This is a genomic window from Bacteroides sp. AF34-31BH (assembly GCF_003602795.1).
GTDB lineage: Bacteria > Bacteroidota > Bacteroidia > Bacteroidales > Bacteroidaceae > Bacteroides > Bacteroides uniformis.
In genome coordinates, this window is record NZ_QTLV01000003.1 from 129,904 (window position 1) to 146,757 (window position 16,854).

Below are 16,854 nucleotides of genomic sequence, written 5' to 3' on the forward strand. Positions count from 1 at the left end.
AGTACTCATGAGAATTGCAATAACGTTTCTCTTGTTTTTGGTTTTCAGTAGTTTGCTGCAAGCTTCACCCATACCTTTTTCTCCTATAGTGAGGAACTATTCGGTGTCGGATTATAATGCCGGTATTCAGAATTGGGCCATTGCTCAAGACGAAAGAGGAGTGATGTATTTCGGTAATAACAGTGGGCTGTTGGAATTTGATGGAAGTGCTTGGCGGCTGTATGAATTACCGACAAAAGGAATTGTGCGTGCTATATATATCAGTGAAGATGGAAGAATTTATGTAGGCTCTTACGAAGAATTCGGTTATTTTGTCCGTACTCCTTATGACACTCTTGAATATCATTCATTGAAAAATAAGGTGAAAGATTTTGCGTTTCATAATGACGAAATCTGGGATATTGCTTGCGTTCAAGGAGAAATTGTATTTCAATCATTCGGTTCTCTCTTTTTTTATAATGGAAATTCGGTAGAAGGTATTCGAATGAAGAACCTTCCACTGAATTTGTTCCAGGTTGGAAATACTTTTTATTCTCAAAGAATAAACGGTGGACTTTATGTCTTTGCCGGTAGGGAAATGAAAGAACTTATTCCCAGAAAAGCATTTGGAGATAGTGATGTCCTGGCCGGGCTCCCTTATGATGATGCGGTTTTAATGTTTACCCGTAATCAGGGAGGTTTCCTGTATCGAGATGGGAGGGTAGAAAAATGGGAAACTGAATGTGATGATATATTCAAGAAGCATACCATTAATCGTGCGGTGATGACCAAAGATAGTTGCTACGTTGTTGGCACAATATCCGATGGCATATATGCGTTGGATAAAAAGGGAAAGCTGATTTGGAAGGTCAATACGGATAATAAACTACAGAACAATACTGTTTTGAGATTGTATTGTGATGATGACAACAATATATGGACAGCTTTGGATGAAGGTATTGCCTATATACACAACAATTCTTTAATCTATTATTATGAACCTCCATTTCGTAAAATAGGCATGGTATATGATGTTTTGGTAAGGGAAAATGAAGCTTATATTGCTTCTAATCAAGGACTTTATTGGCTTAGGGATGGAAAGACTGAATTAGTTCCGGGTTTGGAAGAACAAGCGTGGTTCGTCGATGAATGGGGAAAACAGATTTTCTGCGGGCACAACAAGGGAACTTTCCTTATATCAGGACTGAAATCAAAGCTGGCATCTGATGTAAAAGGAGGGATGTGTATGGAAAAAATTGAATTGAAGGAACAATCTTTTTTGTTGGAGGGAGCTTATGCGCTTCTGAATTTATATACGGAGACTGCTTCGGGAGAGTATTGCTTTACTCGGTCCTTACGTGGGTTCAGTCACATGATTCGTCATATAGAAGTGGACCATCAAGGGAATATTTGGGCGAAACATTTAAGGAATGGTTTGTATCGCTTTCGGATTGATTCGGATATGAAGCAGGTAAAGGATGTGCGGAAGTATGAGAGTTTGGGAGAAGTGAAAGGTGGGAGTTTTACTTTGTTCAAAATCAATGGTCGGGTAGTTTTTTCTAATGGGGAATATTTCTATACTTACGAAGATATGACTGATTCGATTGTTCCCTATGAAACAATGAATGAACAATTGATGGAATTGAAGGGAATCAAGACTGTGAGTCATGCGAACGGAGATTACTATTGGTTTGTGGGCGACAGGACTGTGTATTTGGTGAAGTGTGCGATAAATACTTTCAATATCGAACTTCGGATTCCATATTCTTTGTTTGACGGTCTGGCTGTGGAAGAACGAGGAAGCGTGGTTTATGACAAGAGAAATAATCATTCCTATCTTTGCTTGAATAATGCTATTGCCCGTATTGAAACAGATAGTTCCTCGTTATATAAATCTCAGACTAGGCGTTCTTTATGGATTTCAGAGATGCAGGTTACTGAGGAATTCAGTGATAAACGGAAAACATTGGTCGTGCAGTCGGGAGTCAAGGTCGAACATGAGTTTAATACAGTGAGTTTTACATTGTGCTATCCGGTTTATAACGATTATACTTATAAAGTAAGATACCGGTTGGAAGGGTATTCTGATCAGTGGATACCCGATGGACGCAATTTGCAGAAAAAGTATGCCCGTCTTCCTTATGGAAGTTATGTTTTTCGGGCGGAGATATATGATACTGGTAGAGTTTTGGCATCGGTAGAGTTTCCCTTTGAGATTTTGTCTCCGTGGTATTTGTCTTATTGGGCTGTGGGAAGCTACATTCTGATAGGGTTGTGCCTGCTGGCCTTGCTGCAATATATTGTTTATCGTTTTGTGAAGAAAAAGAAGGATCGTGTGATTGAGCAGCAGCGTGTAGCCCATCAGGCAGAGCTTGAACGGCAAGAGAAGAAGATTATCGAGTTGGAAAAGGAACAGCTTGAGGCCGATTTGCGTTTTAAAAGCAAAGAATTGTCCAGCGTGGTAATGATGAATATCGCTCATCAGGAGTTTTTGAATTCATTGAAAGAGGAGATACAGAAGCAAAAGTTGTCCGGACAGCATAGTCGTAAGAATTTGGATAAGCTTCTCGCTTTGGTTAACAATAATATAGTGTCTGATGAAGAGAGCTGGATAATGTTTCAAGCTAATTTTGACCGTATACATGAAAATTTCTTCCGGAATCTGAAACTTCAATATACTGATTTGACTTCAGGAGATTTACGCTTTTGTGCATTGCTCCGCTTGAATATGCCGACAAAGGAGATAGCGAAGTTGCTCAACATTTCTACACGTGGGGTTGATGCTGCGAGATACCGGTTACGTAAGAAATTCAATTTGCTTCCGGAAGAAAGTTTGACTGATTTCCTTATAAATTTTAAATGACTGTTTTACAGTAAAATATTAATGGAGGAAGTACTAATATTGTACTTCCTCTTTTGTTTTTTAGTGATGGGTGTACTTTTGTTGTAGTGCGGGATGTGGAGGTTGTCGCATGCTTTTCTTTTATTTGCAGCAAAATAATATTTCTATAAATTAAAAGCATGAAAGACATGAAGCATTTACTTTTCAAGTTACAATCATTTTTAGTCTTGTTGGTGTTTACTGCCGCTAGTGCGTATGCGCAGAAATCTCCGGTCGATATGAATCGTTTCATCGACGATTTAATGAAGAAGATGACCCTGGAAGAGAAAATAGGTCAGTTGAATCTGCCGGTTACCGGTGAGATTACGACCGGTCAGGCTAAAAGTAGTAATGTGGCCAAACGTATTCGTGCCGGTGAAGTGGGCGGGCTTTTCAATCTGAAAGGCGTGGAACGTATCCGCGATGTACAGAAGCAGGCGGTTGAAGAAAGTCGTTTGGGTATTCCTCTCTTATTTGGTATGGATGTTATTCATGGATATGAAACGGTGTTTCCCATTCCTTTGGGATTGTCGTGTACATGGGATATGAAGGCGGTTGAAGAATCGGCACGTATTGCAGCCATTGAGTCCAGCGCCGACGGTATTTGCTGGACATTCAGTCCGATGGTGGATATTTGCCGTGATGCCCGTTGGGGGCGTGTGTCCGAGGGCAACGGTGAAGACCCGTTTCTGGGAGCAGCCATTGCGCAGGCCATGGTACGTGGTTATCAGGGAAAGGATATGAGCCGTAATGATGAAATCATGGCTTGTGTAAAGCATTTTGCCTTGTATGGTGCCGGTGAGGCAGGACGTGACTATAATACAGTAGATATGAGTCATCAGCGCATGTTCAATGAATACATGTTGCCCTATCAGGCGGCGGTTGATGCCGGTGTGGGCAGTGCGATGGCCTCTTTCAATGAGGTCGATGGCATTCCTGCCACTGGAAACAAGTGGTTGATGACGGATATACTGCGTAAGCAGTGGGGATTTGACGGCTTTGTGGTGACAGACTATACTGGAATTGCTGAGATGACCGACCACGGTATGGGCGATACGCAGACTGTTGCCGCCTTGGCACTGAATGCAGGTGTGGATATGGATATGGTGAGCGATGCATTTGTAGGTACGCTCAAGAAGTCATTGACAGAAGGAAAAGTGACAGAAGAAGCAATTAATGCGGCTTGTCGCCGTATTTTGGAAGCTAAGTACAAGTTGGGCTTGTTCGATAATCCTTATAAATACTGTGATGTGAAGCGTGCCAAGAAGCAAATCTTTACCAAAGAGCATCGTGCTGTTGCGCGTAAGATTGCTTCGGAGAGCTTGGTGTTGTTGAAGAACGAGGGTAATGTGCTTCCGCTGGCCAAAAAAGGCACTATTGCTGTGGTAGGTCCGTTGGCAGACAGCCGCAGTAATATGCCGGGTACTTGGAGTGTGGCTGCTGTATTGAAGAATGCAACTTCTTTGGCTGAAGGTTTGAAGGCGGTAGCAGGCGATAAAGCCGAAATATTGACTGCGAAAGGCTGTAATTTGATGAGTGATGCCGAATATGAGAAACGTGCCACTATGTTCGGACGTTCTTTACACCGTGACAATCGTTCGGACAAGGAGTTGCTGGACGAGGCTCTTGCCGTGGCTGCCAAATCGGATGTTATTGTGGCTGCGCTCGGTGAGTCTTCGGAAATGAGTGGAGAGAGCAGTTGCCGCACGAATCTTGAAATGACCGACACCCAACGCATGCTGTTACAAGAATTATTGAAAACAGGAAAACCAGTGGTACTGGTACTGTTTACCGGTCGTCCGCTGGTACTGAACTGGGAGCAGGCAAACGTGCCGGCCATTCTGAATGTATGGTTTGCGGGCAGTGAGGCAGGTTTTGCCATCGGTGATGTACTGTTTGGTGATGTGAATCCGAGTGGGAAGCTGACTACGACTTTCCCGAAGAGCGTGGGACAGATTCCTTTGTTCTACAACCACAAGAACACGGGCCGCCCTCTTGCCGACGGTGCATGGTTCCAGAAATTCCGCAGCAACTATATAGACATAGACAATGAACCGCTTTATCCTTTTGGTTTCGGCTTGAGCTATACCACATTCTCTTATAGCGACGTGTCTTTGGACAAGACTAGCATGACGGATAAGGGCGAACTGACTGCTACCGTGACTGTGACCAATACCGGCAAGAGAGACGGTGCAGAAGTGGTTCAACTTTATATTCGTGACCTTGTGGGAAGTGTAACCCGTCCGGTGAAAGAGTTGAAAGGCTTTGAGAAGATTTTCCTGAAAGCCGGTGAATCTAAAAAAGTATCTTTCAAGATTACTCCCGAATTGCTGAAGTTCTACAACTACAATCTTGATTTTGTATGCGAGTCCGGTGACTTTGAGGTGATGATTGGCAGAAATAGCCAGGACGTAAAGAAAGCAGCGTTCAAGTTACTCTAACTGATTCTCAAGACGGCAATATGCAGCATTCGAGCCACTGCGTTGAGATGGCATTGTTGCTGCATATTGTCTACATCTTCACTGCAAACGTTTTGCAGTATTTGCTTGGTATATAATCTATCGTATAATGGCAATCGGTTATGGAAATCTTATGGTCGGCTTTGAGGCAGTGAAAGGTATGACGTTCTTGAATATGGGATAAAAAACTTCAGAATAGGATAAAAGCCCCCTTTGCTTTTCTATCTTCTTGCTCTATATATATGAATAGTACCTAAATATTTATTGTACTTTTATATTCCTTATAATCTGTCGTTTATGTTATACAGTAGTAGTAATGATGTACCCCTCCGGTGAACTGTGGTACTCTTGTGGTAGCTTGTTTTTTGACATATATCAACTTCTCCGGTATGTTTGCAAAAGAATTTTAAATCAATACAAAATGAAGAAAAATCTACTAATTACATGTGTGATGTTATTGTTTGCCATTACTTCGATGGCACAGAACAAAATTACGATTTCGGGTGTCGTTACGGACAAGACAGGCGAAACTGTTATCGGTGCTTCTGTTCGTGTAAAAGGGCAGGAGAGTAAAGGTAGTATTACTGATATAAATGGTAAATATCAGATTGTTGATGTGGCATCTAATGCTACCTTGATTTTTAGTTATATAGGTATGCGTGAGCAGGAGATTGCCGTAAATGGGCGTTCAACTATCAATGTGAAGATGGAAGAGGACAGCCAGCTCATTGATGAGGTGGTTGTAGTTGGTTATGGTAGTGCCAAGAAACGCGACTTGACCGGTTCTATCGTTACTGTGAAAGCGGACGAGATTGCCTCTAAGCCTTCTACCAATCCACTGGCATCCATACAGGGTAAGGTTGCCGGTGTACAGGTGGTGAATACGGGTCGTGCAGGACAAGACCCTGAAATCCGTGTTCGCGGTACGAACTCCATTAACGGTTTCAAACCCCTTTATGTGGTAGATGGACTGTTCACGGACAATATCAATTATCTGAACACTGCGGATATTGAATCTATGGAAATCTTGAAAGACCCTTCTTCTTTGGCTATTTTCGGTGTGCGTGGTGCCAATGGTGTAATCATCATTACTACTAAAAGGGCAAAAATAGGGAAGACGATGGTCAACATCAACTCTTCAGTGGGTTGGAAGGTTATTTATGACCGTGTAGGTGTGACGAATGCCGAAGAGTTTAAGATGCTGTACAACGAGCAGTTGATATCTCAAGGAAGCGACCCTTATGATTATACTCAATGGACTGGTAATACTGATTGGCAGAATGAGATATTCCAGACAGGTTTTCTGACCAATAACAATGTGAGCATTACGGGTGCAACGGATAAGAGTAAGTTTTATTTGGGTTTGGGTTACGTCATGGAAGAAGGTTCCATTAAAACGGAAAAGCTCAATAAGTTTACCGTAAACTTGAACAGTGAATATAGCGTAACCGATTTCCTGCGTTTTGGTTTCCAGCTTAATGGAGTTCGTGCCAAGTATCCTGATGCAAAGGGTGTGGATGGTGCTTTGAAGGCTGCTCCTATTGCTCCTACTCATGACCTTGAATCGGGACTGATACATACGCTGCCCGACTTCCAGCGTGCACAAGTGTGGAATCCTCTTATTGAAACAGAGCTGCGCGGTGCTCACAACAAGTCTGAAAACTATCGCGTGGCAGGTAATGTGTTCGGAGAGATAGATATTCTGAAGAACCTTACGTTCAAAGCAACTTTCTCTATGGACTATGCTTCCAGTCAGGGACGTTCATATTCTCCGCTGATTTATGTTTATAATCCCGATGTGGAGGGGGGGAAAGAACGGTTGACTGAAAGAGAAAGTGTGAACCAAAGCAAGTCTACCTCTCTTGCTGCACAGTCTGACTATGTGTTGACTTATCTCGGACAGTTTGGCAATCATGGATTGACATTGACTGCCGGTCTTACAACCAATTACAATGAGTCTTCCAGTTTGAGTGGTGGACGCAGCCAGCTTGCGGGCTACGGCATTTTGGTGGGCGACGACCCGGACAGATGGTGGCTCTCTACCATCGACGATGTATCTACGGCAACTAATGGCGGTTCTCAGAGTGACAGATTTACCATGTCTTATTTGTTCAGAGCATTGTATAACTACAAGAATCGTTATTTACTTAATGCTTCTTTCCGTAGGGACGGTTCATCTGTTTTCTATAAGACAGGTAATACTTGGGACAACTTTTACTCTTTCGGTGCCGGTTGGGTAATGACCGAAGAGAAGTTTATGCAGAACCAGAATGTAATTAACTTCTTGAAGTTGAAAGGCTCTTGGGGTGTGTTGGGTAGCCAGAATACTGGTTCCAGTTATCCGGCATATGCCACCATTGTTAGTTCGGGTTCAGCTGTGTTCGGTGACAATATCATTGCGGGTAAAGGCCCCAACAAACTGATTTCACCTACTTTGGGATGGGAACGTAATTATTCATGGGAAGTAGGTTTTGACATGCATATGTTCAATGATCGTTTGCAGCTTTCTCCGGTTTATTATAACAAAACAACAAAAGATATGTTGACTTCCATTCCGGGTATTGCAGGTACTGTTCCCGGATTACAGAATGTGGGTGAGATTCGCAATCGCGGTTTTGAACTTAGTGCTTCTTGGAACGACAAGATTGGGGAAGATTGGAGATATGGATTAGGTGCTAATTTGAGCACTATTGATAACAAGGTGCTTTCACTGGTAAACAAAGACTATAATATTATCAGTGGTCCCTCACGTGTTTCCGAAGGTTATCCGATTGGCTATTTCTATGGTTACAAGGTTGAGGGTGTATATCAGAACGAAGACGACATCCGTTTCTCTCCGATTAACTCGGTTGGCTCGGTAACACCGGGTGACTTGAAATTTGCTGATGTTGACGGTAATGGCAAAATTACTGATAATGACCGTACAATGATAGGTAATCCAACTCCTGATTTTACTTACGGTTTTAATGTTAATTTGGGATGGAAGAATCTGGACCTGACTGTTGACATGATGGGTGTTTATGGAAATGAAATTTACCGTAATTGGGGAAGCAGTAGCTATGCACAACTGAATTATCGCACAGAGCAATTGAATCGTTGGCATGGAGAGGGCACTTCCAATTGGGAGCCCTTGCTCGACCCTTCACACAAAATAAATCAGGAGGCTTCCACGTATTTCATCGAAGATGGCAGTTTCTTCAGAATCCGTAATATCGAATTGGGGTATAACTTTGACAAACGACTGTTGAATCGTATCAAGGTACAGTCACTGCGTCTTTATACCAATGTGCAGAATCCCAAGACCTGGAGCCGTAATGGAGGATATACTCCGGAAGTGGGCGGAAGTGCTATTTCGTTTGGTATTGATGGTGGAGGCTATCCTATGCCTACAGTTTATACGATTGGTTTTAATTTGACTTTCTAAAATTATATAGAGACAGACTATGAAGAAGATATTTTATTATATAGCATTTTTAGCAGTAAGCTTTGCACTAACTTCGTGTGAGGATATGTTTGATAGAAAACCGCTTGGACAACAGACAGAGGATGATTTGACTGGTGGTACTTATGAAACACAGGTTTTTAATATGTATGCCAAGTTGCGCGGTTTTCATTTGACAAGCGGCAATACTGCATTGGCAATCCACGGTATGCGTTCTGAGGACGCAGAGAAAGGAAGTACATTGTCCGATGGAGCTGCTACCGGCAAGATGTTCGATGACTTTGAATATTTGGTAAGTAATGGGATGATTAAGAGTTATTGGAATGATAACTATTCATTGATACATAAGGTAAATGATTTGCTTGATGAGATGAGCCAAAATCCGTCATTGACAGAAGGTGACCTCGTCAATAAGGGGGAAGCTTTGTTTGTACGTGCTTTCTGTTATTTCAACCTTGTACGCGCTTTTGGTGAAGTGCCTTTGATTGACTTTAAAGTTTATGATGCAGCTGAGGCAAATGTTCCAAAGTCTTCTGTGGCAAAGATATATGAATTAATAGATTCTGACCTTACGGAAGCCGAAAACAGTCTGCCCAGAACGTGGGAGCAACTTTATGTAGGTCGTCTCACTTGGGGAGCTGCTCGTTCTCTTCATGCACGCACATACATGATGCGTAATGACTGGGGGAATATGAAGGCTGCCGCTGAAGAAGTGATTAACTCCGGTTTATATAATCTGAAAACACCTTATGAAGACATATTCCGAGAAAAAGGTGAAAACTGTAGTGAATCTGTTTTTGAATTGCAATGTACGGCAACAGAATCACAACCAGGTTCTAATGACATAGGAAGCCAGTTTGCTTCCGTTCAGGGTGTACGTGGCGCAGGCGAGTGGAATCTCGGTTGGGGGCAACACACCGCTACTCAAGAATTGGCAGATGCTTTTGAAGAGGGAGATCCGAGAAAAGACGAAACTTTGCTTTATTTTATACGCAACGGCAAGGACGATCCAGAGTCCATACCTGCTAACAAGCCTTATGGTGAGAAACCTATTTCGAATGCTGATGTTATAGCTAAATACTTTAACAAGAAGGCATATACGGACCCGGCGATGCGTTTGAAATTCACAAAGGGAGGATATTGGGTAAATATTCGTCTGATACGTTATGCTGATGTGGTATTAATGGCTTCCGAAGCTGCTTGTGAATTGGGTGATTTATCTTCTGCCCGTAACTATTTGGAGATGGTGCGCGCTCGTGCTCGTGGCAATAATATCGGAATTCTACCGGAAGTGACGACCAACAACCAGAATGAACTGCGTGAGGCCATTCGTCATGAAAGACGTGTTGAGTTAGGTATGGAGTTCGACCGTTTCTACGACTTGGTTCGTTGGGGTATTGCTAAAGAGGTACTTCATGCGGCAGGCAAGACCGGTTATCAAGACAGACATGCTTTGTTGCCCATTCCGCAAGACGAAATTGACAAGTCGAATGGTGTATTGGTTCAAAATCCCAATTATTAATCTATAAATGTACTAACTACTTATGAAAAAATATATAGTATCTGTGGCTTCTTGCCTGTTTGCATTGTGTATGCAGTCTTGTTTTCAGGATATGGATCATCCTGCTTTCGACTACCCTGAGAGTACAGGTGAAGTACCTACTACCCCTTTGAAGATGTATCTTCCTTTTGATGAAGAGGACATTCGGGATAAAGGTGAATGGGGATTTTTGGTAGCAGATAACGGTAATGCCAAGTTTGCGGAAGACGGAATCGCTGGCATGGCCTATCAAGGTGCTGAGAATGCTTACATTTTGGCCAAGACTCCTTCTATATTGGAAAATAACATGCCCACTATCGGTGATTTGACTGTAGCTTTCTGGATGAGAACCACTAAGAATACTTCTGCGCAAGGTTTGTTCTCTATCCCTAACTCTATTAAATTCTGGGGCAACTTCGACATCTTCTTGGAGAATAATAATAGCGAGACTCAGGCATTTTTCAAGGTTCATATCTTCAATCAGACAGCAAAAGAGAATGATGAAAGATGGGTTGAGGCAAAAATAGATGATATTTTTGGTAGCGAATGGGTGCATCTGGCTTTTGTGTATGATGGCAATACTTCTACCATTACTGTTTATCGTAATGGTGAGGGTGTCTTTACCAAAGAATTGCCTGATTGTGGGAAATTGAAGTTTAATAATGTAGGCGCTTCTTTGGCTGTCGGTGCATTTCAGTTCAGCACTACTCCGAGTCTTACTTCGGGTGCAGGAGCACAAACCTGGGCAAAGAACTTTCCCGGTCAGCTTGATCAGTTCCGCCTATATGACAAGGTGTTGACGGCAACCGAAATCCAGAGTATTTACTCTGGAAAAGAATGAAGCTACACTTTAATCTGATGATAGGATGAAAGTATTATATTTCATAGTATGTCTTTTGTTGGTTGCGTGCAGTGGTGATAATCAACCTGAAGTGAATCAGCCTTTCGAGTTGAAGAATATCATTGTGGGTGACCAACAAAACCAACAGACATTTGAGAATGTTGCTCCCAATGTAGCCATTGTTTTGGAGTTCTCGGATGCTGTAGATGAGGCTTCAGCCCGTAACAATATTGCTTTGAAACATGAGGAGCTTCCTGTAAGCTGCGATTATGAGTTCCTGCAAGAGAAAAAAGTATCGGTGACTCCTAAGGGAGGCTTTAAAGTCTTGTCATCGTATAAATTGATTGTCAATCCGGGGGTGAAATCCACTTCCGGGACACTGCTTTCCAATGGCAAGGTTTGTATGATTAAGACAGGAATGGATGATACAGACAAGTTTGAGCGTATCCCTGATGAGGACTTGTTGACATTGGTACAGAAGCAGACCTTTAAGTACTTCTGGGACTTTGGGCATGAATATTCCGGAATGGCGCGCGAACGTACTACTTCGGGCGATGTCGTTACTACCGGTGGTACCGGCTTTGGCGTGATGGCCATGCTGGTAGCTGCTGAACGGGGCTTTATTACCCGTCAGCAAGCTGTTGAACGAGTGCAGAAGATAGTTACTTTTCTTGATAAGGAATGTACGGCTTATCATGGTGCTTATGCACATTGGATAAATGGCGCAACGGGAGCAACCAAACCTTTCAGTGAGAAAGACAACGGTGCCGATTTGGTTGAGACATCCTTGTTATTTCAAGGTTTGCTTGCCGCTCGAGCCTATTTCAAGGAAAATACGGAAGTAGAAAGCAGGTTGCGTGCCGACATAACCCGTCTTTGGGAAGCTATTGACTGGACCTGGTTCCGGAAAAATGGTGAAGATGTACTATATTGGCATTGGAGTCCCGATTACGGTTTTGAGAAGAACCTGGCAATAAGAGGATGGAATGAGTGTCTGATTACTTATATACTTGCTGCTTCGTCTCCAACACATGCTATCGATAAAGTTGTATATGAAGCGGGCTGGGCTAAAAATGGAGGAATCAGGAATGGAAAATCTTATTATGGCATCACTCTTCCTTTAGGTTCGGATAAAGGGGGACCGCTGTTCTTATCTCAATATTCTTTTCTAGGCATTAACCCACAAGGACTGGAAGACCAATATGCCGATTACTGGATGCAAAATCGCAATCATACGTTGATTAATTACAATTATTGTAAGGAAAATCCTAAAGGATATACGGGTTATAGCGCTTCTTGTTGGGGGGTGACGGCAAGTGACGGCGATACGGGATATTCAGCTCATTCACCTACTAATGATAAAGGGGTCATTGCTCCAACAGCTGCTTTGTCTGCATTTCCTTATACTCCGGAGGAGTCAATGGAAGCGCTGCATTTCTTCTATTATAAGATGGGAGACAAACTTTGGAAAGATTATGGTTTTATAGATGCCTTTAATTTGACGGCAGATTGGTACGATACTCAGTACATAGCCATTGACCAAGGGCCGATAATCTGTATGATAGAGAATTATAGAACAGGTCTCCTTTGGAATTTATTTATGTCTATACCGGAAATCCAACAAGGACTGAAGAAGCTTGGCTTTCAGAGTCCGTGCTTAAACTAAAAGAATGATTATGATGAGAATATTAATATATTTGATACTTTTGCTATACCCTTTTAATTTGATTTCGGGACAGAAAAAGCAGAAGCGGCTTTCTGACGACGAACTTATGACCCTCGTTCAGAAGCAAACTTTCCGTTACTTTTGGGATTTTGCCCATCCTGAATCCGGATTGGCGCATGAACGGAGTAACGGTGGTGCCGAGACAGCTACCATTGGTGGGTCGGGATTCGGAGTGATGGCTATCATTGTCGGCATAGAACGCGGGTTTATCACCCGTGAACAAGGTGCTGAACGTATACTGAAGATTGTTCGTTTCTTGAGCGACAAGAATACCGACAGTTATCACGGCATGTGGGCACATTGGATGAACGGTAAAACCGGTAAGACCATTCCTTTCAGCCGTAAGGATGATGGAGCCGATATTGTAGAATCCGCTTTCATGTTCGAAGGTTTGTTGGCTGCCCATCAGTATTTTATAAAGGATAATCCGACGGAAAACCGTATCCGGGGAATGATTAATAATCTGTGGCGCCAAGCAGAGTGGAATTTTTTCACTCAGGGGCAAGATGTGATGTATTGGCATTGGTCACCCTATAACGGGTGGGCGATGAACCATCAGATTAAAGGTCATAACGAGTGCCACATTATTTATATTTTAGGTGCGTCTTCTCCTACTTATCCGATTGCCGAGAGTGTTTATCATAAAGGCTGGGTCAATGCGAATACTTTTCTGAATGGTCGGGAGTATTATGGCATCAGGCTTCCTCTCGGAAACGATAACGGTAAGGGCGGTCCTTTGTTCTTTACTCATTACTCTTACATGGGGCTTGATCCGCATGGCTTGAAGGACCGCTATGCTGACTACGAGGAACAAATGAAGGCCCATACCTTGATTAACCGTGCCTATTGTATCGACAATCCGAAGGGATATAAGGGTTACGGTGAGAAATGCTGGGGATTGACAGCCAGTGACGGTGATAAAGGCTATTCGGCCCATAGCCCCGGAAATGATCGCGGCGTGATTACGCCTACTGCGGCCCTTTCATCCATCCCTTATACACCGGAATATTCTTTGGAGGCCATGCGCTATTTCTATGAAGAACTGGGTGACCGTCTTTGGGGTGAATATGGGTTCAAAGATGCATTTAATCTGACTGAGGATTGGTTTGCGCCTTCGTATCTTGCCATTGACCAGGGACCGATTATTGTGATGATAGAGAACTATCGCACCGGTTTAATTTGGAAGCTTTTCATGAGTCATCCCGATGTACAGAAGGGATTGAAGAGATTAGGCTTTACGTCTCCTTATTTGAATAAGGCTGATTAGGTTTGGCAGGATTTGATTTTGGTAAATTTTATATAGATTAAAAAGGATTATAACCATGAAAAACGTGCTTTTCAATAGTGTATTGGTTGCTTTCGTATTGCTTGTCGCCTCGTGCGGCAAGCAACCGGAAGCTAAGGTGGAGGTGATGTCGTTTAATATCCGTCTGGATCATGTAGCGGACAGTATGAATAACTGGAAATACCGTAAGGATAATGCAGCACAGATGATTGCTTATTATGCTCCGGACATTGTGGGCATGCAGGAGGTGGTAAAGAATCAACTCAATGACTTGAAGGAGCGTCTTCCTCAATATACTGCCCTTGGCGTAGGTCGTGCAGATGGAAAAGAGAAAGGCGAATATTGCTCCCTTTTTTATAAGACAGAGCGTTTTGAGCTTTTAAAGAACGGAGATTTCGGACTGAGTGAGACTCCCGATTCCATCGGAAAGAAAGGCTGGGATGCGGCATGCGAGCGTATCGTGACTTGGGCTGTGTTGAAAGACAAGGTGAGTGGCAGGAAAGTAGCTGCTTTCAACACCCACTTTGACCATGTAGGTGAGGTGGCACGTCGAGAAAGCGCTAAGTTAATACTCGAGAAGATAAAGCAAATAGCGGGAGAGCTTCCGGTAATTATCACTGGAGACTTTAATGGAACGGTAGACTCCGAGCCGGTCACTATATTGACGGAAGGTGGAATGAGGAACGCTTGTTCCACGGCAAAGGTCGTTTACGGACCGACATGGAGCTTTCATGACTTCGGACGTATTCCGGTGGAGAAGCGCAGGCTGATAGATTTTATATTCGTAAATGCTTCTGTAGAGGTGGAGCGTTACCGCACAGTTGGCGATAAGCCGGACAATGGCTATCTTTCCGACCATGCTCCCGTATTGGTTACTTTGAAACTGTAAAGAGGCACTCGTCTAATTCTATTCTGCATTATTTACAAATCATAAGGGCTCAAGAAACACTTGTATACTGAACCTGATTCAGTCGTATAGTGAATGCCATTCAGTCGTATACTGAATAGGGTTCAGTCGTATACTGAATGCACTGTATTCTAACTGTACTGATAATCAGTAAATTATAAAACGGTGTTACGCCTTTGATAAATTACAACAAATAATGAATACATGAAAAATAAACTATCCTGGGGAATTGCCTTGTTGCCCTTTGTTCCTTCGGTTTGGATGCAAGGACAAGAACAGAAACAAGGAATAGGAAACAGGCGTCCTAACATTATTTTTATCATGAGTGATGACCATGCCCGACAAGCAATGAGTATATATGGACATCCCATAGGTAAAATAGCTCCTACTCCCCATATTGACCGTATTGGGCATGAAGGGGCGGTATTTCAGAATAATTACTGTTGCAATTCCATTTCCGGTCCCAGTCGTGCAGCCATACTGACTGGTAAGCATAGTCATAAGAATGGTTTTATGAGGAATGGAAATAAAGGATTTGACGGTTCGCAGCAGACACTGCCGAAGATATTGCAAGCAAACGGTTATGAAACAGCCATTATCGGCAAGTGGCATCTTGTTTCAAAGCCTACCGGGTTTGACCATTGGATGATTTTGAATGATCAGGGAGATTATTATAATCCGTATTTTATTACCGAGGGAGATACCACTCGGCATAAAGGATATGTAACTGACCTCATCACTCAATATTGTGAAGACTGGATGAGTGGGCGCGAGGATAAGAATAAACCTTTTTTCTTGATGATGCATCACAAAGCCATTCACCGTAATTGGGTGCCTGCCGAACGGCATTATCATTTGTACGAACACACGCAGTTCCCTTTACCCGACAATTATTATGATGCATACGAAGGACGTTATGCGGCACAAATGCAGAAGATGAATATATACCGTGATATGTACGAAGGTCACGACTTGAAGATGGTTGCGGGTATGAATAGCGACAGTCTGCTATTCGACCCGTGGCCTCATGCTTTTCTTGGTACGATGGAGCCGGATGAGCGCCGCCGTTTTATGGATGCCTATCGTGAACGGAACAATGAATTTTATTCGAAACAGCGTACTTTCAAAGAGGTGGCAGAATGGAAATATCAGCGTTATTTGCAGGATTATATGGCTTGTGTGGCAAGCGTGGACGAGAGTGTAGGAGAAATATTGGATTATTTGAAGCGTACCGGATTGGATAAAAATACGATTGTCGTTTATACTACAGACCAGGGGTTCTATCTGGGCGAGCACGGTTGGTTTGATAAACGTTTTATGTACGAGGAGTCTTTCGGTATGCCGATGGTAATGAGCTGGCCGGGACATATTAAGCCTGGAACGCAGGTAACAGGATTAACTCAAAATATTGATTTCGCTCCCACTTTTCTCGATATGTGTGGAATTGAGATTCCTGAAGACATGCAGGGAGTGTCATTTCGTCGGTTGGTAGAGGGAGAAAATACTCCACGAAACTGGAGGAAGTCACTTTACTATCACTATTATGAATTCCCCGGTTTTCATAGTGTCCGTGCACATTACGGTGTCAAGATGGAGCGCTATAAATTGATGCATTTTTATGTGGATGACAAGTGGGAACTTTATGATTTGAAGGAGGACCCGGCAGAAATGCATAATTTGTATGGTGAAAAAGGGATGGAGAAGGTTGCTGCAGAATTGAAAGCGGAACTTGCCCGCCTGCAGGAAGAATATGATGTTCCTGAATCTCTGTGCAAATAATAGTGCATATTTCGT

Annotated in this window: 9 protein-coding genes; all 9 read left to right on the forward strand. The window is 42.9% G+C overall.

The window, feature by feature from the left end; genetic code table 11:
- Positions 1 to 7: 7 nt before the first annotated feature.
- Positions 8 to 2,842 (forward strand): hypothetical protein, encoded by a 2,835-nt coding sequence (locus DWZ67_RS06730; RefSeq protein WP_005834465.1) that lies wholly within the window; start codon positions 8 to 10, stop codon positions 2,840 to 2,842.
- Positions 2,843 to 3,009: 167 nt separating this feature from the next.
- The gene (gene bglX, locus DWZ67_RS06735) at positions 3,010 to 5,301 is read left to right on the forward strand and encodes a beta-glucosidase BglX (protein WP_016272416.1); all 2,292 of its coding nucleotides are present in this window, start codon (positions 3,010 to 3,012) and stop codon (positions 5,299 to 5,301) included.
- A gap of 439 nt (positions 5,302 to 5,740) precedes the next feature.
- Positions 5,741 to 8,743 carry a SusC/RagA family TonB-linked outer membrane protein gene (locus DWZ67_RS06740; protein WP_009037665.1) on the forward strand — a complete coding sequence of 1,001 codons (3,003 nt, stop codon included), beginning with the start codon at positions 5,741 to 5,743 and terminating at the stop codon, positions 8,741 to 8,743.
- Between the two features lie 19 nt (positions 8,744 to 8,762).
- Entirely contained in the window at positions 8,763 to 10,283 is a 1,521-nt protein-coding gene (locus tag DWZ67_RS06745) for a RagB/SusD family nutrient uptake outer membrane protein (protein WP_120138431.1), read from the forward strand.
- A 22-nt stretch (positions 10,284 to 10,305) separates the two neighbouring features.
- Entirely contained in the window at positions 10,306 to 11,142 is an 837-nt protein-coding gene (locus DWZ67_RS06750; RefSeq protein ID WP_005834473.1) for a LamG domain-containing protein, read from the forward strand.
- Positions 11,143 to 11,167: 25 nt separating this feature from the next.
- Entirely contained in the window at positions 11,168 to 12,808 is a 1,641-nt protein-coding gene (locus DWZ67_RS06755; protein WP_120138433.1) for a glucoamylase family protein, read from the forward strand.
- A 10-nt stretch (positions 12,809 to 12,818) separates the two neighbouring features.
- Positions 12,819 to 14,135 carry a glucoamylase family protein gene (locus DWZ67_RS06760; protein ID WP_009037668.1) on the forward strand — a complete coding sequence of 439 codons (1,317 nt, stop codon included), beginning with the start codon at positions 12,819 to 12,821 and terminating at the stop codon, positions 14,133 to 14,135.
- 55 nt (positions 14,136 to 14,190) lie between these two features.
- Positions 14,191 to 15,042: an endonuclease/exonuclease/phosphatase family protein gene (locus tag DWZ67_RS06765; RefSeq protein WP_005834481.1), complete on the forward strand. Its 852-nt coding sequence runs from the start codon at positions 14,191 to 14,193 to the stop codon at positions 15,040 to 15,042.
- A 222-nt stretch (positions 15,043 to 15,264) separates the two neighbouring features.
- Positions 15,265 to 16,839, forward strand: coding sequence for a sulfatase (locus DWZ67_RS06770; RefSeq protein ID WP_005834483.1), 1,575 nt, complete (start codon positions 15,265 to 15,267; stop codon positions 16,837 to 16,839).
- Positions 16,840 to 16,854 lie beyond the last annotated feature (15 nt).